Source organism: Lichenibacterium ramalinae, assembly GCF_004137085.1.
GTDB lineage: Bacteria > Pseudomonadota > Alphaproteobacteria > Rhizobiales > Beijerinckiaceae > Lichenihabitans > Lichenihabitans ramalinae.
Genome location: NZ_QYBC01000009.1, coordinates 107,556 through 132,340 on the forward strand (window position 1 = coordinate 107,556; position 24,785 = coordinate 132,340).

Genomic DNA, 24,785 nt, shown 5'->3' on the forward strand with positions numbered 1-24,785 from the left:
CCCCATCCTGCGCGACACCGTCCCGCACCTGCCGCTGCCCGACGCCGCGCTCGTCGCCGAGGCCCTGGAGGGCGAGGGCACGCGGGACCGCCACGATGCGCTGGCGGCGCGCATGCCGGCGCTGCGGCTCGTCGAGGCCCGCCAGCCGCCCGGTCCCGACGGGCCGCCGCCGGCCGCGCTGCGGGTCGCGGCCTGGAACCTCGAGCGCTGCACGGCCGTCGAGGCCTCGGCGGCGCTGCTGCGGCGCGTGGGGGCCGAGGTGGCGCTGTTGAGCGAGATGGATCTCGGCATGGCGCGCTCGGACAATCGCCACACCACACGGGACCTCGCGGCGGCGCTCGGGGCCGGCCATGCCTTCGGGGTGGAGTTCGTCGAACTCGGCCACGGCCTGGGCCGGGAACTGGAACGCTTCGCCGGGCAGGCCAACCGCGGTCCCCTGCACGGCAACGCGCTGGTGTCGCGCCGGCCGTTCCGCGACGCCGTCGTGGTGCCGCTCGACGACGGCGGCGCCTGGTTCGACCTCGATTGGCACCACCGGCGCATCGGGGGCCGCATGGCCATCGGCGCCACGGTCGACCTCGCGTCGGGCCCGGTGCTGGTCGTGAGCCTCCACCTCGAGAACCGCTCGACGCCGGACGAGCGCCGCCGCGCGGTGGAGCGGCTGCTCGCCGCCCTGCCGCCGGGCGCCCCGGCCGTGCTGGCGGGCGACCTCAACGTCGCGGCGCTGCCGAAGGGCGCGGAGCGCGCGGCCTCCGACTGGTTCGCCCGGCCCGACGCGCATGAACCGCTCTTCGCCGCGATGCGCGACGCCGGCTTCGACTGGCTGCGCTGCAACACGCCCGACCAGACGCGCCGCGCCATTCCGGACGGGCGGCCGGCACCCTGGGTCCAGCGCATCGACTGGTTCTTCACGCGCGGCGTCGCGGCCTCGAACCCCAGGACCTGGGCGGCGGTCGGCGAGGACGGGGCGGCCCTGTCCGATCACGAACTCATCACGGTGGACATCGGCTGAGACGCCGTGAGCGCATGCTCGTCGGGCCGGAACGACGATGGAGGCGTCGAAGTCGTGGGCGGGCATCCGGGCACGAGTTCGAGACGTCCCCAGGCACCGAGCGCGGTTGTCGCGTCGGCGCCGGCCGGCCGGGGGCCGCGAAAACGCCCCCGATCGAAACGGCGCGGAAACGGCACAGTCAAAGCTTCCGCGCCGGCCTCCCCTAGACCGGTGCCGTCGACGCAGTCTCGGGATCGCGCCGGCGCCGCGGCTCCGTCGCCCGCCCCCACGACCGGCGGGGCCGCGGCTCCCGCGCTGGAGCCTGTCGGCGTCCGGCCGGGGACCCGCGACCGGTGCCGCCCGGGGGGCTGGAGCAGTATCGGCTTTCTCCGAGTCGCCTTGGCGACTCCAGGCCGATGGAACTGCTCTCGATTCGGAACCGGAGCGAATTCGCCGAAGGCGAAAGCGCTCGAGGTCGCACGACGATTCTGGAGGAAGCGATGTCGGCAATGCTGGGCCTGGGACTGTCCGTGATCCTCACCGTCGCGCTTCTGGGCTGGCTCATGGCCCAGGATCATTGAGCGAGGCGGCCGGGCGCCGGCGCTCCCAGCGTCACGGCCCGGGCAGGCTGGCGTCGAGCAGCGCCAGCCGCCGCGCGGGGTCGGGCGGGAAGCCGGCCGCCGCATAGGCGGCCCTGAACCGCGCCAGCGTTTCGCCGACCGCCGGCCCCTTGAGGCCGCGGGCGAGCAGGTCCCGCCCCGTGAAGGGCATCTCCGGCACGGGCGTCTCGGCGGCGGCGCGCAGCGCCGCATCCCACCCGGCCTCGTCTCCCCCAGCCTCGTCTCCCCCAGCGTCTTGCACCCCGGCGCGGCTCCGCGCCAGCACCAGCGCGTCGCGCGTCGCCGGTGCGCCATGCGCGAACAGCAGGGCCGCGACCGCGGCCGCGTCGGGCGCCGCCGCCGCCGGGTCCAGGACCGCGAGCGCCGCCAGCATCCTGTCGCGTTCGGCGTTGGACAGGCGCAGCGCGTCGCGCAGCCGCTCGACGTCGGCCGCGTCCCGCACCGCCAGTCCCATCAGCCCCAGCACCGGGTCGGCCACGCCGGCGGCGGCCAGCCGGGCGAAGCGGCCCGGGTCGGCCGGGCCGGCGAGGACGCGGTCGAGGATGCCGGTCCCGGCGAGGGTGTCGAGCACCCCGGCGGCCCCCGGCGCGCCCAGGAGCTTCATCGTTTCGGCCCGCACCCGCTCGCGCGACAGGCGCTCCAGCCCCGCCGCGCCCGCCACCGCCGCCGCGAGCCCGTCGGGGTCGAGCGGCCCGAGGCCGTAGGTGGCGTGGAAGCGGAAGAAGCGCAGGATCCTGAGGTAGTCCTCGCGGATGCGCGTCGCGGCATCGCCGATGAAGCGCAGGCGCCCGGCCGCGAGGTCGTCCGTGCCGCCGGTCGTGTCGTGCAGGCGGCCGTCGCGCCCCACCGACAGGGCGTTGACGGTGAAGTCGCGGCGCTCGGCATCGCGCGCGAAGTCCCGGCCGAACTTCACCACGGCGTGGCGCCCGTCCGTCTCGACGTCCTCGCGCAACGTCGTCACCTCCACGGGCAGGCCGCCGCTCACCAGCGTCACGGTGCCGTGGTCGATGCCGGTGGGGATGGCCCTGACCTTGGCGGATTTCGCCCGGGCCAGCACCACCTCCGGCGTCGCGGTCGTGGCGAGGTCGATGTCGCCGGGCGGCAGGCCGAGCAGGGCGTTGCGCACGGCGCCGCCGACGATGCGGGTTTCCTCGCCGTCGCCGTCGAGGAGCCGCAGCACCCGGGCGAGGCGGGGCTCGTCGAGCAGGGGGACGGCGTCGAGCCGGCCGTCGCCGGCGATACGGAGGCGGCGCGGGCTCACGCGGCGGGCGCCGCGGTCGGGGGAAGCAGCATGACGAGCTTGTGATCCGGGTGGGCGGCGGGGACGAGCGTGACCTGGTCATAGGCCAGCAGGCCGTCGTCGGGATGACGGAAGCGGCGCCCCCCGCCGTCGCGCGTCGCGACCGCGTGGGCGTCCCACAGCCGGGCGAAGTCGGGGCTGTCGGCGCGCAGGCCCGCCACGAGCGTCGCCAGGCCGGCATCCGCGGGCGCGCGGGCGGTGTCGGCCCGGAACTCCGCGATGACGCGGCGGGCGCGCTCCTCCCAGTCGACGATGAAGTCGCGCGCCGCGGGGTCGCGGAACACGAAGGCGAGCAGGCAAGGGTCGCCGCCTTCGAGCCAGGGGCCGAACAGCCGCGCCGCGGCCGCGTTCCAGGCCCGGGCGCGCCACAGCCCGTCGAGCAGGTAGGCGGGCGCCGTCACGGCCTCGACGGCGGCGGCGAGGTCCGGCGGCAGCGTCGCGCCGTCGCCCGCCTCGGGCCCCGGGGCGGGGTCGCGCTGCAGCGCGAGCGCGAAAAGGTAGGCGCGCTCCGCCACGGTGAGCCGCAGCGCTTCGGCGAGGCGGCCGAGGGTCCCGGGCGAGAGCGCGATGTCGCGGCCCTGCTCGACCCAGCTGTACCAGGCCGTGGAGATGCCGCAGCGCTGCGCCACCTCCTCGCGGCGCAGGCCGGGCGTGCGGCGGCGGCCCTCCGCGGGCGGGGTCAGGGCTTCGCGGCGGGAGCGCACGAAGGCCCCGAGCAGGCGCCGTCTCTCGGCCGGGAGCAGCATGGGTGTGAGCGTCGATACCAGGATAAGGTGTGGCCTTATACCGGCCGGCGGCGCCGGGCAGAAGGGGCGGGCTTCAGGAGGAGGATCCATCGTGGACAGCACGCAGAACGCATTCACGGCCGGCCATTACGCGGCCCGCGCCCAGGCCTACGTCGACAGCCGCGATCACAGCCAGGGCGCCGACCTCGACGAGATGGAGGCGGTGCTCCGCGGCGCCGGGGCGGCGGGCTGGCGCGTGCTCGACCTCGGCTGCGGCGGCGGCCACGTCTCCTACCGGGCGGCCCCCCATGTCGACGCCGTGGTGGCCTGCGACGTCACCGCCACCATGCTGGAAGCCGTGGCCCGCACGGCGGCGGCGCGCGGCCTCGCCAACGTCACCACGCAGCAGGCCGCGGCCGAGCGCCTGCCCTTCGCGGCGGGCAGCTTCGACGCCGTCCTCTGCCGCTTCACCGCGCATCACTGGGGCGCGGTGGAGGCGGGGCTGCGCGAAGCGCGCCGCGTCGTGCGGCCGGGCGGCCTCGCCGTCTTCATGGATGTCGTGGCGCCGCCGGACCGGGCCGCCGACAGCCACCTCCAGGCTATGGAGCTGCTGCGCGACGCCTCGCACGTGCGCGACTACAGCGTGGCGGAATGGCTCGCCATGCTGTCGGGCGCGGGATTCGCCGTCGAGACCGCGACGCCGCGCAAGCTCCGCATGGTGTTCCCCACCTGGACGGCCCGCACGGGCGTGCCGCCCGAGACCGCCGCCGCCATCCGGGCGCTGCAGGAGGGGGCCTCGGGGGCGGTGCGGGCGCATTTCGCCATCGGGCCCGACGGCAGCTTCGACCTCGACACCGCCACGCTGGTGGCCAGGGCGGCCTGAGGCGGACGGCCCGCTTCCAATTTCAGGTCGACGGTGCCGCTTCGCCCTTCTCCCCTGCGGGGAGAAGGTGGCGCGAAGCGCCGGATGAGGGGTGCTGAACGCCACGAAGCGTCGATGCACCGACGATGGGCGGGGCTCCCCACCCTCATCCGACGCCGCTGCGCGGCGCCACCTTCTCCCGCCAGCGGGAGAAGGGCGCTCCCGACGGTTCCACGCTCACCCGAGTGAGGCGGCCCGAGTTCGGAGCCCCAGTCAGGCGGCCTTGTCGCCTTCGGCGGCCGGCGGGGCGGGCGGCAGGCCGATGCTGGGCCCGTGGCCGCGGAAGTTGCGCAGCCACCAGGCCCAATCCTGCGGCACGAGGTGGAAGGGGTCGTCGTGCTGCAGCTCGCGCGCCGCCCACACGGGCCAGTGCGGGTTGGCGAGGGCGGGGCGTCCGAGGAACACGAGGTCGATCAGCTCCTCGCGGATCGCGCGGTCGGCATTGGCGGGCACGCCGAGGTTCCAGCTCGTCGCCACCGGGATGCCGACCTCCTCGCGCACCCGGTTGGCGCGCTTCAGCATGAAGCCGACCTCGTTCATCGGCGGGTTGGTCATCTCGTCGGTGTTGAAGCCGAGCGACAGGTCGGCGAGGTCGAGCCCGTGCTCCTTCATCATGCGGATGGCGACGATCGCATCCTCGAACTGCACGCCCTCGGGGTGGAGGTCGTCCGAGCCGAGCCGCATCGTCAGCGGCAATTCCTCGGGCCACACGGCCCGCACCGCGTCGAGGGCTTCGAGGTGGAAGCGCACGCGGTTCTCGACCGAGCCGCCGTACTGGTCGGTGCGCTGGTTGGCCAGCGGCGAGAAGAAGGACGCCCCCAGGTAGCCGTGGGCATAGTGCATCTCCAGCCACTTGTAGCCGGCCGCGAGGGCGCGCTTCGCCGCGTCGGCATAGGATTGGTGCAGGGCCCTGATGTCGGCGACGGACAGCTCGCGCACCGGGTAGATGTGGCCGCCGCCGCCGTAGGGGATGGCCGAGGGGCCGACGCATTCCCAGCCGTGCTCGTGGTCGGGCGGCAGCTGCTTCCAGGTGCCCTGCGCGTTGGTGCCCTTGTGGGGCGGCAGTTCGCTGCCCTTGCGCCCGGTATGGCCGAGCTGGATGGCGGGCACGCCGCCCATCCGCTCCACGATGGCGCAGACCCTGGCATGGCCCTCGATCTGGTCGTCGCTCCAGATGCCGGCGCAGGAGGTGGTGGTGCGGCCGTCGGGCGTGATGGCCATCTGTTCGCCGAAGACCAGGCCGAAGCCGCCGGCCGCGCGGGCGCCGAGGTAGCTCACGTGGTAGTCGTCGAGCTTGCCGTCAACCGAATTGTACATCGTCATCGGCGACATGGCGATGCGGTTGCGGAGCGTCACGCCCTTGAGCGTGTAGGGGCTGAAAAGGTCTGGCATGGGACCTCGCATCGGGTGATGGGGCCGCGGCGCGGTGCCGGCGGGCCGGTAGCCCGTTCATATCCCGTGCCAGTCCGGTGCCGGCGGGCCTCGCCCGGCGACCCTGCGGCACCGCGCCTCACGTCGGCAGGGTCAGGGCGGCGACCTCCAGGCCCGGCAGCCCCGCGAGGAGCCGCGGCGGCAGGAGCAGCTTCAGGGTCCGGGTTCCCGCCCCCATGACGACCTCGTCCCGCGCCATCACGGCCGCGTCGACCAGGATGCGCCAGCCGACGGGCAGGCCGAAGGCCGTGATGCCGCCGAACTCCATCCCGGTGAGGGCGGTGGCGGCGTCGCGGTCGGCGAACGACACCTTGCGGGCGCCGAGCCGCGCCTTGAGGGCGCCGTTCACGTCGAGCCGCCGCGCCCCGAGGCTCACGACGCCGGCATGGCGGTCGACGCCGTCCTGGCGGTAGCGCAGCACGAGCGTGTTGGCGCAGTCGGCGAGGTCGACGCCGTAGCGGGCGCTGAAGGCTGCGGTGTCGGAGGCGTCGTCGTCCACGGCGAAGACCGTGACGCCGGCGGGCGGCAGCGCGGCGCGGACGCCCGCGGGCAGCCGGTCGGCCGGCACGACATATGGCGTGAGATCCGGGCGCGCCACGGCTAGACTGCTCCCCGGGCGACTGTCGCCCGGCGTGCGAACCCGGGCGCCGCCGCGCCGTCCGGGCGGCAGGACCCCGAGCACCCGAGGCCGAACCCATGCTGGATCCCGCCGATCGAGACCTCGTCGCAGCCGCCCGCGACGCCATCCGGACGCGATACCGCTCCGGCTGGCACGTCGTCGGGGCGGCCCTGAGGACGCGGCGGGGACGGGTCTTCACCGGCGTCCACCTCGAAGCCAGCGTCGGCCGCATCGCGGTCTGCGCCGAGGCGATCGCACTCGGGCGCGCCGCGACCGAGGCGGGCGACACCGACATCGCCGCCATCGTGGCCGTGTACCACGCCGATCCGGGCACGCACTCGGCCGCGCCCGCCATCGTGGCGCCCTGCGGCATGTGCCGCGAGATGATCGCCGACTACGCCCCAACGGCGCGCGTCATCCTGCCGGGCGCGGACGGGCAGGGCGTCGCCGCCGCCATCGGCGACCTCCTGCCGATGCGGTTCGCGCGGCCCGGCACGGCCCCGGCTGTTTGACCGGGCGCGCGCCGTCGCCCGGCGCCGCGTCACTGCATCCGCCCCGGCACCAGCACGCCGTTGTCGAGATGCGCCGGCACGTAGTCGCCGTGGCCGCGGGGGCCGAAGAGGCCGACGGAGAGGAGGGCCAGGATGGCCAGCGCCAGCCCGCTGACCACCAGGACGGCGAGGGGCCCGCGCGACCAGGCGGCGAGGACGAAGGGGTAGCGGCGGCGCAGGGCCAGGCTCACCGCGTAGCCGGCGAAGGGCAGCAGGAACGGCACCAGCACCTCGAGCAGGACGCGGCCCATCAGCCGTACAGCCTCTCGTAGAGGTTGCGCAGCATGCCGGCCGTGGCGCCCCAGACGGTCCGCTCGCCATGCGTCATGGCGTAGAAGTGGCGGTCGCGGCCGGCGACGTGCCGGGCCTCCCTGCGGTGGTTGCCCGGGTCCATCAGGAAGGGCAGGGGCACCTCGAAGGCGTCGGCGACTTCGAGCGGGTTGACGGCGAGCCGCAGCGGCGGGGCGATGAGGGCCACCGCCGGCATGACGATGAAGCCCGTGCCGGTGAGGTAGGGATCGAGGTAGCCGAGCGGCGTCACGGCGTCGCGCGCCAGCCCCACCTCCTCCTCGGCCTCGCGCAGGGCGGCGGCCAGCGGCGAGGCGTCCTCGGGGTCGATCTTGCCGCCCGGGAAGGCGACCTGCCCGGAATGTTGGCGTAGGCTGGCGAGGCGCGTCGTCAGCAGCACGGTCGGCACGGGATGGTGCGTCACGATGCCCACCAGCACGGCGGCGCGGCGCGGCGTGCCGGTGAAGAAGGCGCGCCCGTCGAGCGCGTGGTCGCCCCCGGCCGCGAGGTCGAATTCCGCCCAGCGGTCCGGCAGGTCGAAGTGCAGGCGTGCCCGGGCACGGGCCTCGAAATCCGCCGCCGTCGGGGCAGGGGCGAGGGCTGCCGCCCGCTCAGCCAAGCGCCGCATCCACGCCGGGGCCGTCGAGCGCCTCCATCTCGGCCTCCTCCATCATGGGGAAGAAACTCGCCCCCGAGGCGATGCCGAACATGTCGCGGCCCGCCACCGCCCGCACCTCGCCGGCCGCGACGAGCTCGTAGAAGACCGGGCGGCCCACCAGCGCCCAAAGGTCGCCCCGCACGCGGGCATAGGGCTTCAGCGCGTCTCCCGGGCCGGCGTCGAAGCGCAGCGGATGGTCCGGGCCGAGCGTCACCCACTCGTCGAGGTTGGTGCGAAGCCGCAGCCCCGCCGCCGGCTCGCCCTGCAATTCCACGGCGAGAAAGGGCGCGTCCTCGACCGTGATGCCGAGCTTCTCGACCGGCGTCACCAGCACGAACCGGTCCGGGTCGCGGCGCAGCACGGAAGCGAAGAGCCTGACCAGCGCGGGCCGGCCGATGGGCGTGCCGCCGTAGTGCCAGGTGCCGTCGCGCGCGATGCGCATGTCGATGTCGCCGCAGAACGGCGGGTTCCACAGGTGCACGGGCGGCGGGCCCTTGCGGCGCGCGGCATCGGCGACCAGCGCCCCGAGGGCCCCGGACTCGCCGATCGGCCCGTCACTTGCTTTCGCCATCTTCGCACGCCATTCCGGCGGGGACCCCCGGGTCCCGCTCACCTTGCGATTATGCGACAGGGGCACATATCGACAAGGGGCGCCCCGGACGTATTCTCAGGCAGGTGCGGCCTTCCGGGCCGTGAGGAAGATGCATCCATGCTGGCTCAGGACCACGGCGCCGTATCGGTCGAGGACGGTGCCGCCCAGGCTGTGGCGGCCCAGGCTGTAGCGGCTCAGGCGGCGGAATCCGCCCTCGCCTCCATCGCGGCGGCCCGCGCCGCCATCGGCACCGTGATCTTCGGCCAGGAAACCGTGGTCGAGGAGGTGCTGGTCGCCATCCTGTCGGGCGGCCACGGGCTGCTGGTCGGCCTGCCGGGGCTCGCCAAGACCAAGCTGGTCGACACGCTCGGCACCGTGCTGGGGCTCGACGCGCGCCGCGTCCAGTTCACCCCGGACCTCATGCCGGCCGACATCCTCGGTTCCGAGGTGCTGGAGGAGGGTGAGTCCGGCCGCCGCGCCTTCCGCTTCGTCCGCGGCCCCGTCTTCACCCAGCTGCTCATGGCGGACGAGATCAACCGCGCCAGCCCCCGCACCCAGTCGGCGCTGCTGCAGGCCATGCAGGAGCTGCACGTGACGGTGGCGGGCGAGCGGCACGACCTGCCGCGGCCCTTCCACGTCCTCGCCACCCAGAACCCGATCGAGCAGGAGGGCACCTATCCGCTGCCCGAAGCCCAGCTCGACCGCTTCCTGATGCAGATCGACGTGCTCTACCCCGACCGCGCCTCGGAGCGGCGGGTGCTGATCGAGACGACCGGCGACCGCCAGGCCGTGGCGGCCCGGGCCATGACGGCCGAAGACCTGGCGGGCATCCAGCGCCTCGTGCGGCGCCTGCCGGTCGGCGACCGAATCGTCGAGGCCATCCTCGACCTCGTGCGGGCCGCCCGGCCGGGCGAGGACGCGGCCCTGTCCAAGCTCATCGCCTGGGGCCCCGGCCCGCGCGCCGCCCAGGCCCTGATGCTGGCCTGCCGCGCCCGCGCCCTCATCCAGGGGCGGCTGTCGCCCTCGCTCGACGACGTCGCCGCCCTGGCCCTGCCGGTGCTGAAGCACCGCATGTCGCTGAACTTCGCCGCCCGGGCGGAAGGCGAGACCGTGCCGGCCATCGTGCGTCGCCTCGTGGACCGGCTCGGCTGAGCGCATGGCGCAGCAGGCCCGCACGACGCCCTCCGGCCCCGGCCCGCACACCACCCGGGCGGCGCTCGACCTCGCCCGCCGCCTGCCCGACCTCGCCGTGTCGGCCCGGGAAGCCGCCAGCAGCGTGATGCACGGCGTGCATGGCCGCCGCCGCTCGGGCGTCGGCGAAGCCTTCTGGCAGTTCCGGCCGTTCACGGCCGGGGAATCCGTCGCCCGCATCGATTGGCGCCGCTCGGCCCGGGACGACCGCACCTACGTGCGGGAGCGCGAATGGGAGGCGGCCCAGACCGTGTGGCTCTGGATGGACCGCTCGCCTTCCATGGACTTCGCGTCCGACCTCGCCCGCGCGACGAAGCGCGATCGGGCCCTCGTCCTCGGCCTCGCCACGGCGGACCTGCTCGTGCGCGGCGGCGAGCGCGTCGCCCTCCTGGGGCTGTCCCGGCCGGTCGCGGCGCGCAACGTGGTGGACCGCTTCGCCGAAGCCCTGTCGGGGCCGGACGGCGCGCGGACCGCCGCCGACGAACTGCCGCCGGCCGAGCCGCTGCCGGCGCGCTCCCGCGCGCTGCTGGTGGGGGACTGGCTGTCCGACGCCGAAGCGGTGGCGGGGCGCATCGCGGCCCTCGCCGCGGCCGGGGCGCTCGGCCACGTCATCGCGGTCTGCGACCCCGTCGAGGAAACCTTTCCCTTCGCCGGCCACGTCGAATTCGCCGACACCGACGGGCCGGCGAGGCTCCGCCTCGGCCAGGCGGCGTCGCTGCGCCAGACCTACCTCGCCAAGCTCGCCGTCCACCGCGACAGCATCGCCGAGGCCTGCCGCCGCCAGGGCTGGACCTTCGCGGTGCATCGCACCGACCGGCCTGCCACCGAAGCGCTGCTGCGGCTCGCGACCCTGCTGGCCGACGGCGGCGGCAGCGCCGCCGCGACCGGCGGCAGCGCCGCCGCGACCGGCGGCAGCGCCGCCGCGACAGGTTAGGTCGCGCCATGCTGGCACTCCCCCTCGCCTTCACCGTCCCGGCCGTGCTGGGCGCGCTGGTGCTGCTGCCGGCGCTGTGGTTCCTGCTGCGGGTCACGCCGCCGCGGCCGCGCCAACAGTCCTTCCCGCCGCTGCGCCTCATCCTCGACGCGCAGCCCCGGGACGAGACGCCGGCCCGCACGCCGCCCTGGCTGCTGATCCTGCGCCTCGCCATCGCCGCCGCCATCATCCTCGCCATGGCGGGGCCGATCTGGAACCCGCCGCCGCCGAACCTCGGGGGCTCCGGCCCGCTCGCCCTGCTGATCGACGACGGGTTCGCGGCCGCGCCCGACTGGGACCTGCGCGTCGCCGCCGCGACCGAGCGCCTGGCCGAGGCGGGCCGCGCCGGCCGGCCCGTGGCCCTGGCACCGCTGTCGGACGGGCCCCGCGCCCTGGTGCCGGGCACGGCGGCGTCGGCGCTGGACCGGCTTCGCGCCCTGAGGCCCGTCCCCGTGCTGGTGGACCGGGCCGCCGCCGTGCCGGCCGTCCGGGACTTCGCCGCCGCCCACCGCGACGCCGACCTCGTGTGGATCGCCGACGGGCTCGAGAACGGGAACGCGCGCGCCTTCGCCGAGGGGCTCGGCGCCTCGGGCCTCGCCCGTCCCGCCACGGTGCTGTCGTCGAGCAGCGCGCCGCTGGCGCTCGCCGGGGCCGAGAACCGGCCCGACGCCCTCGCCGTGACGGTGCTGCGCGCCGACGGCCACGCGGCCGGGGGCGGGCTGCTGCGCGCCACCGACCTCAAGGGCCTGCCGATCGGCGAGGCGCCCTTCGCCTTCCCGAGCGGCGCCACGCAGGCGACGGTCCTCTTCGCCCTGCCGGTCGAGGTCCGCAACGACATCGCCCGCGTCGAGGTCGTCGGCGAAGCCTCGGCCGGCGCCGTCACGCTGCTCGACGGGCGCTGGAAGCGCCGCCGCGTCGACATCGTGTCGGGGGCGAGCGCCGACGTCGAGCAGCCATTGCTCAGCCCCGCCTATTTCATCGGCAAGGCCCTGGCCCCCTTCGCCGACGTGCGGGACGTGCCGACCAACATCGCCGATCCCATCGCGGCGGCGCTCGACGAACACCCGTCCGTCCTCGTCCTGGCCGACATCGGCCAGGTGACGGGCGCCGCGCACGAGCGCCTGGCACGCTTCGTCGCCGAGGGAGGCGTGCTGTTGCGCTTCGCGGGCTCGCGCCTCGCCGGCGCGCCGGCCGACGACCTCGAACCCGTGAACCTGCGCCGCGGCGGCCGCACCTTCGGGGGCGCCCTGTCGTGGGACAAGCCCAAGGCGCTGGCCCCCTTCGACCGCGCCAGCCCCTTCTTCGGACTGACGGACGGGCGCGACGTTTCGGTGTCGCGCCAGGTGCTGGCCGAGCCCGACGCCGGCCTTCCCGCCCACACCTGGGCGCAGCTCGACGACGGCACGCCCCTCGTCACGGCCGACCGGCGCGGCAAGGGCACGGTCGTGCTGTTCCACGTCACCGGCGACACGACCTGGTCGAACCTGCCGCTGTCGGGCCTGTTCGTCGACATGCTGCGCCGCATCGTGGCGATGAGCGCCGAGGCGGCCCCGACGGCGGGCGAGGGTGCCGGTGCGCCGGCCGCCACCGCCGCCGCCAACCCCGCCACGGTCCTGCCGCCGTCCCGCATCCTCGACGGCTTCGGCGTGCTCGGGGCGCCGCCCGTCTCCGCCCGGCCCGTTCCGGCCGGCTTTGCCGGCCCCGGCACGGCCGAGCATCCCCCGGGCTTCTACGGGCCGGGCGACGCGCTGCTGGCGGTCAATGCGCTGGCGCCCGGCGCGGTGCTGCGGCCCGCCGACCTCAGCGGCCTGACGCTCGGGCTGCAGGCGCTGCGGGCCGACCAACCCTTGGACCTGCGCGCGGCGCTCATCACCCTGGCGCTGCTCGGCTTTCTCGCCGACGCCCTCGCCATGGCCCTGCTGGGAGGCGGCTTCGCCGGCCTGGCCGGGCGCCTCGGTGCCGGCCGCGGTGCCCGGAGCGGCACCGCCGCCCTGGCCGGCGCGGCGCTGCTGCTCGCCGGGCTCGTCCCGGCGGCGCCCGGGCCGGCGCGGGCGGCCGAACCGTTGACCGCCAGCGCCGCCGCCGCCCTCGCCCGGGACGGCGTCTCGAAGCGCGACATGGATGCGGCGCTGCGCACGCGCCTCGCCTACGTGCCGTCGGGCGACCCCACGGTCGACGACGCCAGCCGCGAGGGGCTCAAGGGCCTGTCCCGCGCCCTCGCGGCCCGCACCTCGCTCGATCCCGGCGAGCCCGTGGCGGTCGACCCGGCGCGCGACGAGCTCGCCTTCTACCCGATGCTCTACTGGCCCGTCGTGGCGAGCGCCCCCCAGCCCGGGGCCGCCGCCATCGCCAAGGTTTCCGCCTACATGAAGAACGGCGGCACCGTGCTGTTCGACACGCGCGATGCCCTCACGGCTCGTCCCGACGCCCCGGCGACGCCCGAGGCGCGCTGGCTCGCCACGCTGCTCGCCGGCGTCGACGTGCCGGAGCTCGAACCCGTGCCGCGCGACCACGTCATCACCAAGACCTTCTACCTGCTGGGCGGTTTCGTCGGCCGCTACACCACGGCGCCGACCTGGGTCGAGGCCCTGCCGCCCGCCCCGCCCGACACCGTGAACCTGCCGGCGCGCTCCGGCGACAGCGTGTCGCCCATCGTCATCACGGGGAACGACCTCGCGGCGGCCTGGGCCAGCGACGCGGACGGCGACCCGCTCTATCCCCTGGTGCCGGGCGGTCAGCGCCAGCGCGAGATGGCGCTGCGCGGCGGCATCAACCTCGTGATCTACACGCTGACCGGCAACTACAAGGCCGACCAGGTCCACGTGCCGGACCTTCTCGACCGGCTGGCCCATTGAGGCGGCTCGCCGCGCCGCCCGCCGCCGCCTCCCGCGCGGCCCCTCGGCAGCATCGCGTGGGCCCACCCACCCGATCCTGCTTGTCTGTCTTGGGAAGCTTAGCCGCCCCGCCGGGGAGGCCCAGTCCGCAGTGCCGGTGACATCCGCATGACGCGTTTCGCCCTGTCCTTCACGCCGCTGCTGCCCCTGGCCCTGCTATGGGCCCTGGCGGCCGTGGCCGTCGCGGTCGTGGCGCTGGGCCTGCTCGGGCGGCGCCGCGGCACGCTGCTGCGGGCGTTCGGCCTCGCGTTGCTGCTTCTCGCCCTCGCCGACCCCAGCCTCGTGCGCGAGGACCGCAAGCCCGAGAAGGACGTCGTCGCGGTGGTGATCGACCAGAGCGGCAGCCAGACCATCGGGGAGCGCGCCGCCCAGACCGCCAAGGCGCGCGACGCGATCGCCAAGGCGCTGGCCGGCCTCGGCGACGTCGACGCCCGCTTCATCGACGGCGGCCGGTCCGACGCCGACAACGACGGCACCCGCCTCTTCGCCTCCCTGTCCGCCGGCCTCGCCGACGTGCCGCCCGAGCGGGTCGCCGGCGTGCTGATGGTGACGGACGGCGTGGTGCACGACATCCCGGCCGACGTCGCCGCCCTGGGCTTCAAGGCCCCCCTCCAGGTCCTGGTGACGGGCCACGCGGGCGAGCGGGACCGCCGCATCGAGCTGCTCGAGGCGCCGCGCTTCGGCATCGTCGGCAAGGACCAGACGGTCAGCCTGCGGGTGCTCGACACCGACGACCGCGGCGAGGCCGTCGCCGTCACGGTGCGGCGCGACGGCGTCGAGGTGGCGCGGCGCCAGGCCCGCGTCGGCGCCCGCATCGACGTGCCGGTGCGGGTCGACCACGCCGGGCCCAACGTCGTCGAGATCGACGTCCCGACCATCCCGGGCGAACTCACCGGGCTGAACAACAAGGCGGTCGTCACCATCGACGGCGTGCGCGACAAGCTGAAGGTGCTGCTGGTGTCGGGCGAGCCCCACGCGGGCGAGCGCATGTGGCGCAACATCCTGAAGTCGGACGCCAACGTCGACCTCCTGCACTTCACCATCCTGCGCCCGCCCGACAAGCAGGACAGCACGCCGATCAACGAGCTCGCCCTCATCGCGTTCCCGACGAGCCAGATCTTCGACACCAAGATCAACGACTTCGACCTCATCATCTTCGACCGGTTCTCCAACCAGTCGATCCTGCCCTATGCCTATTTCGAGAACATCGCCCGCTACGTGCGCAACGGCGGGGCGCTGCTGATGGCGGTGGGCCCGGACTATTCGGGGCCGGACGGGCTGTATTATTCCCCGCTCGGCGCCATCGCGCCCGTGCGGCCCGACGGGCGCGTGCTGGAAACGCCGTTCCGTGCCAAGGTGACGGCGGAAGGCGAGAAGCACCCCGTCACCCGCGGGCTCGCGGGCGGCGACCGCGACCCGCCGGCCTGGAGCCTGTGGTTCCGGCAGGTCGAGGGCGACGCCACCAAGGGCATGCCGGTCCTGTCCGGCGCCGAGGGGCGGCCGCTCGTCGTGCTGTCCCGCGAGGGGAAGGGCCGCGTGGCCCAGATGCTCAGCGACCAGATCTGGCTCTGGGCACGCGGCTACGAGGACGGCGGCCCCTACCTCGACCTCACCCGGCGTCTCGCCCATTGGCTGATGAAGGAGCCGGACCTCGAGGAGGAGGCGCTGCGCGCCACCGCGCATGGGCGCGACATCGCCATCGAGCGCCAGAGCGTGAAGGGTGTGACGGCGCCCGTCACCGTCGCGGCCCCGTCGGGCGCCGCCACGACGGTGACGCTGACGGCGGCCGAGCCGGGCCTGTCGCGAGGCAGCGTCAGGACCGACGAACTCGGCCTCTACCGGCTGGGCGACGGCACCAATTCGGTGCTGCTCAACATCGGCCCCGAAAACCCGCGCGAGTTCCAGGAGGTGGTGTCGACCAGCGACAAGCTGAGGCCGCTGGCCGAGGCGACCGGCGGCAGCGCCCGCCGCATCGGCACCGGCACCGGCGACGACATCGCCATGCCGCGCATCGTCGCCATGCACGAGGCGCCGAGCTACAGCGGATCCGACTATATCGGGATCCGGCGGACCGACAGCAGCACGGTCGCCGGCGTCGGGCTGTTCCCCCTGGCGGTGGGGATCATCGGCCTGCTGGCGCTGCTGGGAAGCACGGTCCTGGCCTGGGCCGTGGAAGGCCGAGGGGGTCGCCGGCGCGCATAGAGCGGGTGTCGCGCTGGCGTCGGCCCACGCCGGCGAGCCTGCACCGCCGAGCCGCGAGCGCCGATCATCGATGGGAGGCGCTGTCGGCGCCTGCGTCCGCCCCGCCGCCGCCGCGAACAGGCCCGGACAAGCCGAACAGGCGACACATCCCCGCCATGTCCGGCCGTTACGCGGTACCGGGTCCGGCGGGATCCGCCCTCGCGGTCTCGGACGGCCGACCTTTCGACCGATGCCAACCCGCCGGAGCCGCGTCGCTCCGCTGCGGACGGCTGCCGAACGCCTGGAGTGCCTGGATGTCTCGCATGGGGTGGTGGTACGGGCGCCGACGCGCCGAAGCTGCGTCGGGCGAAGCATCGAAATACACCCCGTCCGTTGCCACAACCGCCGTCGCGCTTCCGGGTTCCAGCGACGCGCAGAAAGATTCCAGTGCGGGCCTCCCTTCGGGCTCCTCCGTCAGCGTCACGTCGACGGGAAGCGATGCCACGGCCGCGGCGGCGCTGGGCCTGTCCACGGCGGCCGGGCCGACCGGGGCCGGCGTCAAGGTCGGCATCATCTCCGACAGCTTCGACGCCCTCGGCACCGCGGCGGCCGACGAAGCCGACGGTGCCCTGCCGACGAGCGTCGCGGTGCTGTCCGACAACACGGGGGGACGCGACGAGGGGCGGGCCATGGCGGAGGTCGCCCACGGCGTGGCGCCCGGCGCCGGCATCCTCTTCAGCGCCGCCGACGGCACCGTGGCGGGCCTCGCCGCCAGCATCGCCGGCCTGCAGGCGGCGGGCTGCACGGTGATCTGCGACGACGTCACCTTTCCCCTGGAGCCGTTCTTCCAGATGGGCGACGCCGCCGAGACGGCGATCTCGACCTTCACGGCCGCGGGCGGCGTCTACCTCACGGCCGCCTCCAACGCCGGGCCCGACAGCGACGACGAGGCCGCGTTCTCGGGCATCGCCGCGACGCTGCCCGGCATCGGCGCCGTCACGGCCATGAACTTCGGCACCGCCGCCGCCCCGCGCACGGCCGAGACGCTGACGTTGACGGCGGGCCGGCTCACCTCGATCGACTTGCAATGGGCGCAGCCCTGGGCGTCGATCGACGGGACGGGAGCCACCTACAGCCTCGCCGTCGCGGTCTACGACCCCTCGGGCCAGCTCGTGAAGAGCTTCGCCGACGATGCCGTCGGGAGAGACCCCGTTCAGGCCGGCAGCTTCACGCCCTCGGTCAGCGGCGCCTACACGGTGTCGATCTACGTCGACGGCGGCACCGATCCCGGCGGCACCTTCAAGATCGTGGCCAACAACAACGCCGCCTCGGCCGCCGCCTTCGCCGGGGCGACCGGCAGCGGCTCGGTCTTCGGCCACAACATGGACCCTCGGGCCATCACGGTCGGCGCCGTCGATGCCGCCGACACGCCGGCCTACGGCGGCACGCCCAAGTCCGAGCCCTTCGGCGCGGAAGGCCCCGGCGAGGAGCTCTTCGGCGACACCGGCACCCCGCTGGCCAGCGCCAAGGCGCTCGCCGCCGTCGACGTCAGCGGGCCCGACGGGCTCCGCACCAGCCTGCCGGGATCGGACCTGAACCCCTTCTACGGGACGTCCTGCGCGACCCCGGCCGTGGCGGGCGTGGTGGCGCTGATGAAACAGGCCAACCCGTCCCTCGACGCGGGCGAGATCAAGACATTCCTCACCGCCTCGGCGCTGCCCTTCGGCACCGCCGCCCAGTCGGGCGCCGGCCTCGTGCAGGCCCCCGGCGCCCTGGCGCTGGCGCGGGGCAGCAACGCGGGCCTGACGGGCGACCTCTTCGGCGACGGCCGTTCGGCGGTGCTGTGGCAGGCCGGCGCGGGCGGTTCGCTCGCGGCGTCCGAACTCACGGCGGGCGGGACCACGCGCCTCCAGACCGTGTCGGGCCCCGCCGGCAAGGGCTGGACGGCGGTGGCGACCGGCGACTTCTCCGGCGTGCCGGGCCAGTCCGGCATCCTGTGGCGCAACGCCGACGGGCGCCTGGCGACCCAGGACACGGCGGGCGGCACGGCCGGGGTGAGCGTGACGGCGCAGACCGCCCTCGGCAACCCCGGCACCGCCTGGAGCGTCGCCGGTGTGGGCGATTTCGCCGGCGACGGCACGAGCGACATCGTGATCGACGATGCCAAGACCGGCCAGGCCGCCATCGTCAGCCCGGGGGCGAACGGCGCCGACACCCGCACCGCGCTCGCCGGGCCCGGCGCGGGCTGGACGGTGGCGGGCGTCGGCGACATCGGCGGCGACGGCCGCTCCGACATCCTGTGGACCGACCCGAGCGGCGACCTCGCGGCCTGGATCATGGACGGCACCTCGGTAGCCTCCGAACTGCAGCTGTCCGGCACGCCCGGCGCGGGCTGGTCGGTGGTGGGCGTCGGCGACCTCACGGGCGACGCCAAGGCCGACGTCCTGCTCCAGAATGTCGCGACGGGCGCGCTCGACCTCCTCGCCATGACGGGTGCGGGCGTGACGTCGCAGACCAACCTGACGGGTGGCCCGGGGGCCGGATGGACCGCCGTGGGCGTGGGGGAGTTCGACGGTTCGGGCCGCGACGGCATCCTCTTCGCCGATGCCGCCACGGGCGGTGCCACGGTCGCGGCCGTGAGCCACGGCGGGATCGTGCACCAGCACGCCATCACCAGCCCCGGCGCCGGCTACACGCCCTCCGTGGCGTGACGCGGGGCCGGCGGCTCCCCAGCTCGGGACCGACCAGGCCCGGCCGCCGGACTTGCCGGCCGACCTTTCGTCTGACTTGCCGGATCCGGGAGCCCCGTCAGGTGCCGCAGAACGTGCGGTAGCCGCTCGTGTCGAAGGACGGCGGTTCGGCCAGGGCCGGATCGGCAGGCTCGTCGTAGGGGCGGGCCAGGGCGGCGCCGAGGCGCTCGAAGGGCGCGAAGTCGTCGCGCTCGATGGCCGCCGCGATCGCCTCCTCGACGCGGTGGTTGCGGGGCACGAGCGCGGGGTTGACGGCGCGCATGGCGGCGCGCCGGGCTTCGCCCTCGCCCGGCTCGTCGGCCAGCCGGGCCCGCCAGGACCCCGCCCAGCCGTCGTAGGCCGTGGGGTCGATGAAGAGGTCGCGGACATCCTGGTCCCGCGCGGGGTCGGCGGCGGCGTCGCCCAGGCGCCGGAACGTCAGGGTGAAGTCGGCCCGGCCGGCCGCCATGCGGTCGAGCAGGTCCTGCAGCAGCGCGCCGTCGCCATCCCGCGCCTGCGCCAGGCCGAGCTTGCGGCGGAAGCCGTCGAGATGGGCGGCGTGGAACAGCGGGGAGAACCCGGCCAGGATCTCCCGCCCCCGCTCCAGGCCGGCGTCCTCGGTGTCGCCGAGCAGCGGCAGCAGGCATTCGGTCAGGCGCGCGAGGTTCCACTGCGCGATGCCGGGCTGGTTGCGGTAGGCGTAGCGGCCGCCGCGGTCGATGGAGCTGAACACCGTGGCGGGGTCGTAGCTGTCCACGAAGGCGCAGGGGCCGTAGTCGATGGTTTCGCCCGAGACCGCCATGTTGTCGGTGTTCATGACGCCGTGGATGAAGCCCACTTGCATCCACCGCGCCACCAGCGCGGCCTGCCGGGCCACCACGCCGGCGAGGAAGGCCGCGTAGGGCGCGGCGGCCCGCGCGGCCTCGGGGTCGTGCCGGGCGATGGCGTGGTCGGCGAGCTGGCGCACCGCCTCCGTGTCGCCCCGGGCGGCGAAGAACTGGAAAGTGCCGACGCGGATGTGGCTCGACGCCACCCGCGCCAGGACGGCGCCCGGGAGTTCCGTCTCGCGATACACGGTCTCGCCCGTGGCGACGGCCGCCAGGGCGCGCGTGGTCGGGATGCCGAGGGCCGCCATGGCCTCGCTGACGAGATATTCCCGCAGCACCGGGCCGAGGGCGGCGCGCCCGTCGCCCGAGCGCGAGAAGGGCGTGCGGCCCGAACCCTTGAGCTGGATGTCGCGGCGCAGGCCGTCGCGGCCGATCACCTCGCCGAGCAGGATCGCCCGCCCGTCGCCGAGCTGCGGCGAGAAACCGCCGAACTGGTGCCCGGCATAGGCGGTCGCGATGGGGTCGGCGCCGGGGGGGACGGCCTGGCCCGACAGGACCGCGACCCCTTCGGGCGCCTCCAGCGCGTCGGGGTCGAGCCCCAGCGCTTCCGCCAGCGGGCGGTTGAGCCGGATCAGCCGCGGCGCGACGGCGCTCGACGGCCGCACGCGGCTGAAGAAGGCGCCGGGCAGCCGGGCGTAGGAATTGTCGAACGCGATGTGGACCGTCATCGGCGGTCTCCTCCTGTTGCGGGGCGGCGCCGGCCACGGCCGGCCTGCGGAGCCCCGACCGCCGCCCCCGCGGCCCCTCCCATCGAAGGTCGGCACGGTCCGGGCCGGTTCAAGGTCTCGGGCCGTACCGACGCGGGATCTCCGGCGATGCCGCGACGGCCGGCGTTGCATCGCCTGCCGGGCCGGGGCACGATGCCGGCGAAAGCGGGCCCGCCAACCGGAGGCACGATGAGCCGGACACGCCAACTGCGCCTCGGCGCCTTCATGCGCCCGGTCAGCATCCACACGGGCGCGTGGCGCTATCCCGGTGCCTACCCGGATGCGAACTTCAACTTCGCCCACATCAAGCGTTTCGCCCAAAGGCTGGAAGCGGCGAAGTTCGACGCCTTCTTCATGGCGGACCACCTCGCCGTGCTCAACCTGCCGATGGCGGCGCTGAAACGCAGCCACACGGTGACGTCCTTCGAGCCTTTCACGCTGCTGTCGGCGCTCGCCGCCGTGACGGAGCGCATCGGCCTCGTGGCGACGGCCTCCACGAGCTTCGAGGCGCCCTATCACGTGGCGCGGCGCTTCGCCTCGCTCGACCACATCAGCGGCGGCCGGGCGGGCTGGAACATCGTCACCACCGCCAACCCGGATGCCGCGCTGAACTTCGGGCAGGACGAGCAGATGGACCACGGCGCCCGCTACGTCCGGGCGCGCGAGTTCTTCGACGTCGTCACGGGGCTGTGGGACAGCTTCGCCGACGATGCCTTCGTGCGCGACGTCGAGAGCGGCGTCTACGTCGACCTCGAGCGCATGCACGTGCTCGACCATCGCGGGCCGAACCTGTCGGTGCGGGGGCCGCTGAACATCGCGCGGCCGGTCCAGGGCTGGCCCGTCGTGGTGCAGGCCGGCTCCTCCGAGCCCGGCCGCCAGCTCGCCGCCGAGACCGCCGAGGTCGTCTTCTCCGCCGAAGCCTCGCCCGAGGCGGCCCGGGCCTTCTACGCCGACGTGAAGGGCCGCATGGCGCGGCTCGGCCGCGACCCCGACCACCTGAAGATCCTGCCGGCGGCCTTCGTGGTGCTGGGAGATTCGGTCGCCGAGGCCGAGGCCAAGCGGGCCCGGCTCGACGCGCTCGTCCACTACGACAGCGGCATCGGCTCGCTCAGCGGCATGCTCGGCACGGACGTGTCGGGCTTCGACCCGGACGGCCCCTTGCCCGACATCCCCGAAACCAACGCCAGCAAGAGCGGACGCGCCCGCATGGTCGCGCTGGCCCGGGCCGAGAACCTGTCCATCCGCCAGCTCGCCCAGAAGGCCGGCAGCTACGCCGGGCTCGCCTTCGTGGGCACGCCCGCCTCGGTCGCCGACGGCATGGAGGACTGGCTCGACTCCCGCGCCTGCGACGGGTTCAACATCATGGTGCCGACCCTGCCGGAGGGGCTCGACGACGTCGTGGACCGGCTGGTCCCCGAACTGCAGCGGCGCGGCCTGTTCCGCCGCGACTATGCCGGGACGACGCTGCGCGACCACCTCGGCCTGCCGCGCCCGCCGAACCGCTTCTTCGCCTGAGGCCGGCCGCATGGTCCCGGCCCCGGCGGGGCGGGGCCCCCCTGTGGCTCGCCCGCTTCCCCCGGCATGACGGTCCGATGCCGTCATTGTGCGCCATCGCGCACGACCCGTGCCGACCGACCCCCATTATCGCGCAGCGCCGCGTCGGCTAGACGGGAGGCTCCACTCAAGGGAGACCACCATGGTCGACATCAGCAAGGCCGGGACCTACGCACTCGGCCATCGCAACGTTCGCCGCCTCGGCTACGGCGCCATGCAGCTCGCGGGGCCGCGCGTGTTCGGGCCGCCGAAGGACCGGGCGGGCGCGGTCGCGGTGTTGCGCGCCGCGGTCGAGAGCGGGGTCGACCACATCGACACCAGCGACTTCTACGGCCCGCACGTCACCAACGAGATCATCCGCGAAGCGCTCCACCCTTACCCCGACGACCTCGTCATCGTCACCAAGGTCGGGGCGCGCCGGGGGCCCGACGCCTCGTGGAACCCGGCCTTCTCGGCCGCGGACCTGACGGGCGCCGTGGAGGACAACCTGCGCAACCTCGGCCGCGACGTGCTGGACGTCGTGAACCTGCGCCTGATGTTCGACGTCCATGGCCCGGCGGAGGGGTCGGTGGCGGAGCCGCTCACGGCGCTCGCCGAGCTGCAGCGCCGGGGGCTCGTGCGCCACATCGGCCTCAGCAACGCCACGCACCGGCAGGTGGCGGAGGCGCGCACCCTCGCCGAGATCGCCTGCGTGCAGAACCAGTACAACCTCGCCCACCGCGGCGACGACGCCCTGGTGGCCGAACTCGCCGCGGCCGGCACCGCCTATGTGCCGTTCTTCCCGCTCGGCGGCTTCACGCCGCTGCAGTCGACGGCGCTGTCCGAGGTCGCGGGGGAACTCGGCGCCACGGCGATGCAGGTGGCGCTCGCCTGGCTGCTCCAGCGCGCGCCCAACATCCTGCTCATCCCGGGCACGTCCTCGCTGGCGCATCTGCACGAGAACCTCGCCGCCGCCGCGCTGGACCTGCCCGCGGCCGCACGGGACCGGCTCGACCGGATCGGCAGCGGGGCGCCGCCGGCCTGACGGAGCGCCTCACGCCCCCGGCGCGCGGGTCCGCCAGGCCGCGCAGGCTTCCAGCGCCATATGCGGCACCGTCAGGGCCGCGATGACCCGCAAGCTCCAGGTGACGAGCGTCTCGGTGTCGAGCAGGCCGGCGAGCCCGTCCCAGGAGGCGTAGAGCAGGGCCAGGCACACGAGCGCCGAGGGCACCACCACGGCGGCGACGAGCCGCGCGGCCGCCGCCGGCCGCGTCGGGTGATGGTCGGCGGCGAGTTCGGCCATGTGGCGGGGGGCATGGACGAGGCAGAAGTAGAGCCCGAACCCCAGCAGCGGAGGCAGCACCACGGCGGCGAGCGCGACCGCCAGGAGTTCGCCGGCGTCGCGGCCCGCGACCCGGGATCGGGCATCGCCGAGCAGGGGCGGCAGCGTCACGAGGGCGAGCGCCACCCCCCAGGGCAGCCCCAGCGGCCAGCGCAGGGCGTCGAGCAGGTGCAGGGCGCCCCCTTCCGTCACGCCGCCCAACGCGGCCACGAAGGGCGCGACCCCGGCGGGATGGACCAGGAAGATGGGCAGCACCGGCGTCGTGGCCCGGACCGCGAAGGCGAGGGCAGGCCGGGCCGTCGCGGCCCCGGCCCGCATGTCCCCCCAGCCGAAATGCAGGCCCGAAAGGGCCAGGAAGCCGAGCAGCGTCGCGAGCGGCATCAGCGCCCAGGACGCCATGGCGAGGGCCACGAGGGCGAGGTAGCCCGCCAGGAAGGCCGGCAGCCACCAGGCGCCCAGGCCCGGCCGCATCACGCGGTGGGCGACCACGAAGTCGGAGCTGCCGTGCGGCACCCCGATCAGCGCGCCGCCGACCAGCAGCAGCGGGCCGCTCGCCGAGCCGAGGGCCGCGGCGGCGCCGGGCGAGGCCAGGGCCAGCAGCGCCGTGCCGGCCAGCACCGCGACTGCGGCGCCGGCGTGGGCCCGGTCGAGGCCCGGGCGCCAGGCCCTCGCCGCTATCGCCCTGGTGACCGCGGGGCGGGCGCGCCGGGGCGAGGCTGAGGAAAGGGCGGCCGAAGGGGCGGCGGTGCGCCTCGCCGGCTTCGCTGCCGCATCGGCCGCCATCGCCATCGTCAGGTCTGCGGCAGGGTCCGGCCGTCCCGGACCTCCCGGGAGAACTTGGCGTTGGTTTCAGCCGTCGAAAGCATGCCGTAGCCGACCTTCGACACGAGATCGAGCACCGTGAAGCAGACGGCCGACAGGGCCGGGCTGATGATCAGCAGCCCGTCGGTGCCGAACAGGAACACCACCGGATAGAGCAGCCACAGCACCGACAGGATGGCGGCGTTGCGCGTGTAGGTGGTGGCGTTGCCGGCCTTGCGTGCTTCGGCGCGCAGTGGCCACCAGATCACCCAATAGACCGCCAGGAAGGCGCCGCAGCTCATCAGGAACCAGATCCACTTGTCGGCGCTGCTGGTGGGCGAGTAGCCCGCCTCGAGACCGGTCAGGATCATGTAGACGTCAGCGCCGATCAGGCCCAGCACCAGGCCGAGCCGCTTGCGCAGGTCGTCCATGGCGGTGAGGGCGAGGCCCGTCAGCAGCAGGGGCGTGGTGATCGACCAGTCGATGTAGCGGGCGTAGAGGAACTCGCGTCCATGATCGATCGTCACGCTGCCCTGGTTCAGCGCCATCAGCAGGTAGAGCCCGGCAGCGATCATCGGCACGATCGCGTGGATCACGCCATGGGCCTCCTCGCCGGGCGTCTTGCGACCCATCTGCGCCAGGATCAGCACGGACCCGATCGCCATTCCGACGAAACCGACCCAAAGCCACGCGTTCTCGGTCATCTGCGTCAACACCTTCCAGACTGTGAAACCAACAGAAGGGCGAATGGCGCCGTCATGTTCCGCTCTCCCGACAGTTGAGCATGCGCTAAGTCGTCGCGCTCCTGCGACACTGGCGCGAGCCGTCGGGCGAGAGGCGGCTCCGGACG

At 74.7% G+C, this 24,785-nt stretch carries 21 protein-coding genes; 11 read left to right on the forward strand and 10 right to left on the reverse strand.

Annotated elements, in window-relative coordinates; all coding sequences use genetic code 11:
• Positions 1–112: 112 nt before the first annotated feature.
• Both D3272_RS12165 and D3272_RS27295 read left to right on the forward strand, forming a co-directional pair.
• On the forward strand, positions 113–1,012 hold the full coding sequence (locus D3272_RS12165) for an endonuclease/exonuclease/phosphatase family protein (RefSeq protein WP_245496519.1): 900 nt from the start codon (positions 113–115) through the stop codon (positions 1,010–1,012).
• 395 nt (positions 1,013–1,407) lie between these two features.
• Positions 1,408–1,572 (forward strand): hypothetical protein, encoded by a 165-nt coding sequence (locus D3272_RS27295; RefSeq protein ID WP_165361327.1) that lies wholly within the window; start codon positions 1,408–1,410, stop codon positions 1,570–1,572.
• A gap of 31 nt (positions 1,573–1,603) precedes the next feature.
• Here D3272_RS27295 and D3272_RS12170 read toward each other — a convergent pair whose 3' ends face one another.
• Both D3272_RS12170 and D3272_RS12175 read right to left on the reverse strand, forming a co-directional pair.
• A complete protein-coding gene (locus tag D3272_RS12170; protein ID WP_245496520.1) occupies positions 1,604–2,872 on the reverse strand; it encodes a CCA tRNA nucleotidyltransferase in 1,269 nt (422 codons plus the stop codon).
• Positions 2,869–3,657 carry a helix-turn-helix domain-containing protein gene (locus D3272_RS12175; protein WP_129219446.1) on the reverse strand — a complete coding sequence of 263 codons (789 nt, stop codon included), beginning with the start codon at positions 3,655–3,657 and terminating at the stop codon, positions 2,869–2,871. Before D3272_RS12175 ends, D3272_RS12170 begins: the two co-directional genes overlap by 4 nt.
• 91 nt (positions 3,658–3,748) lie before the next feature.
• Between D3272_RS12175 and D3272_RS12180 the strand changes: the two genes are divergently transcribed.
• Positions 3,749–4,519: a class I SAM-dependent methyltransferase gene (locus tag D3272_RS12180; protein WP_342634179.1), complete on the forward strand. Its 771-nt coding sequence runs from the start codon at positions 3,749–3,751 to the stop codon at positions 4,517–4,519.
• Positions 4,520–4,771: 252 nt separating this feature from the next.
• Here D3272_RS12180 and D3272_RS12185 read toward each other — a convergent pair whose 3' ends face one another.
• Positions 4,772–5,950, reverse strand: coding sequence for an oxidoreductase (locus tag D3272_RS12185; RefSeq protein ID WP_129219448.1), 1,179 nt, complete (start codon positions 5,948–5,950; stop codon positions 4,772–4,774).
• Between the two features lie 118 nt (positions 5,951–6,068).
• Complete coding sequence (locus D3272_RS12190) at positions 6,069–6,587, reverse strand: YbaK/EbsC family protein (RefSeq protein ID WP_129219449.1); 519 nt, start codon at positions 6,585–6,587, stop codon at positions 6,069–6,071.
• Between the two features lie 98 nt (positions 6,588–6,685).
• Here D3272_RS12190 and D3272_RS12195 point away from each other — a divergent pair, with 98 nt between their 5' ends.
• Positions 6,686–7,120 carry a cytidine deaminase gene (locus D3272_RS12195; RefSeq protein WP_129219450.1) on the forward strand — a complete coding sequence of 145 codons (435 nt, stop codon included), beginning with the start codon at positions 6,686–6,688 and terminating at the stop codon, positions 7,118–7,120.
• Between the two features lie 29 nt (positions 7,121–7,149).
• On the opposite strand, the gene D3272_RS12200 is transcribed toward D3272_RS12195, so the two are convergent.
• The 3 genes from D3272_RS12200 to D3272_RS12210 are packed head-to-tail and all read right to left on the reverse strand — an operon-like array spanning position 7,150 to position 8,676.
• On the reverse strand, positions 7,150–7,410 hold the full coding sequence (locus tag D3272_RS12200) for a DUF6111 family protein (RefSeq protein ID WP_129219451.1): 261 nt from the start codon (positions 7,408–7,410) through the stop codon (positions 7,150–7,152).
• Positions 7,410–8,075, reverse strand: coding sequence for a CoA pyrophosphatase (locus tag D3272_RS12205; protein WP_129219452.1), 666 nt, complete (start codon positions 8,073–8,075; stop codon positions 7,410–7,412). Before D3272_RS12205 ends, D3272_RS12200 begins: the two co-directional genes overlap by 1 nt.
• The gene (locus D3272_RS12210; protein ID WP_129219453.1) at positions 8,059–8,676 is read right to left on the reverse strand and encodes a DUF1285 domain-containing protein; all 618 of its coding nucleotides are present in this window, start codon (positions 8,674–8,676) and stop codon (positions 8,059–8,061) included. The genes D3272_RS12205 and D3272_RS12210 overlap by 17 nt, the downstream gene beginning before the upstream one ends.
• 138 nt (positions 8,677–8,814) lie before the next feature.
• Here D3272_RS12210 and D3272_RS12215 point away from each other — a divergent pair, with 138 nt between their 5' ends.
• The 5 genes from D3272_RS12215 (at position 8,815) to D3272_RS12235 (ending at position 18,647) form a co-directional block, all read left to right on the forward strand.
• A complete protein-coding gene (locus D3272_RS12215) occupies positions 8,815–9,849 on the forward strand; it encodes an AAA family ATPase (RefSeq protein WP_129219454.1) in 1,035 nt (344 codons plus the stop codon).
• 4 nt (positions 9,850–9,853) lie between these two features.
• Entirely contained in the window at positions 9,854–10,822 is a 969-nt protein-coding gene (locus D3272_RS12220; protein ID WP_129219455.1) for a DUF58 domain-containing protein, read from the forward strand.
• Between the two features lie 8 nt (positions 10,823–10,830).
• On the forward strand, positions 10,831–13,716 hold the full coding sequence (locus D3272_RS12225) for a DUF4159 domain-containing protein (protein ID WP_129219456.1): 2,886 nt from the start codon (positions 10,831–10,833) through the stop codon (positions 13,714–13,716).
• A 147-nt stretch (positions 13,717–13,863) separates the two neighbouring features.
• The gene (locus D3272_RS12230) at positions 13,864–15,957 is read left to right on the forward strand and encodes a hypothetical protein (RefSeq protein WP_129219457.1); all 2,094 of its coding nucleotides are present in this window, start codon (positions 13,864–13,866) and stop codon (positions 15,955–15,957) included.
• Positions 15,958–16,250: 293 nt separating this feature from the next.
• Complete coding sequence (locus tag D3272_RS12235) at positions 16,251–18,647, forward strand: FG-GAP-like repeat-containing protein (protein ID WP_165361328.1); 2,397 nt, start codon at positions 16,251–16,253, stop codon at positions 18,645–18,647.
• Between the two features lie 97 nt (positions 18,648–18,744).
• Here D3272_RS12235 and D3272_RS12240 read toward each other — a convergent pair whose 3' ends face one another.
• Positions 18,745–20,220: a protein adenylyltransferase SelO gene (locus tag D3272_RS12240; RefSeq protein ID WP_129219459.1), complete on the reverse strand. Its 1,476-nt coding sequence runs from the start codon at positions 20,218–20,220 to the stop codon at positions 18,745–18,747.
• A gap of 228 nt (positions 20,221–20,448) precedes the next feature.
• Here D3272_RS12240 and D3272_RS12245 point away from each other — a divergent pair, with 228 nt between their 5' ends.
• Together D3272_RS12245 and D3272_RS12250 are read left to right on the forward strand one after the other, a co-directional pair.
• A complete protein-coding gene (locus tag D3272_RS12245; RefSeq protein ID WP_129219460.1) occupies positions 20,449–21,774 on the forward strand; it encodes an LLM class flavin-dependent oxidoreductase in 1,326 nt (441 codons plus the stop codon).
• Positions 21,775–21,955: 181 nt separating this feature from the next.
• Positions 21,956–22,837, forward strand: coding sequence for an aldo/keto reductase family oxidoreductase (locus D3272_RS12250; RefSeq protein WP_129219461.1), 882 nt, complete (start codon positions 21,956–21,958; stop codon positions 22,835–22,837).
• 9 nt (positions 22,838–22,846) lie between these two features.
• Here D3272_RS12250 and D3272_RS12255 read toward each other — a convergent pair whose 3' ends face one another.
• Positions 22,847–23,752: a Brp/Blh family beta-carotene 15,15'-dioxygenase gene (locus D3272_RS12255; protein WP_165361329.1), complete on the reverse strand. Its 906-nt coding sequence runs from the start codon at positions 23,750–23,752 to the stop codon at positions 22,847–22,849.
• Positions 23,753–23,925: 173 nt separating this feature from the next.
• Entirely contained in the window at positions 23,926–24,639 is a 714-nt protein-coding gene (locus tag D3272_RS12260) for a bacteriorhodopsin (protein ID WP_129219463.1), read from the reverse strand.
• Positions 24,640–24,785: the final 146 nt, after the last annotated feature.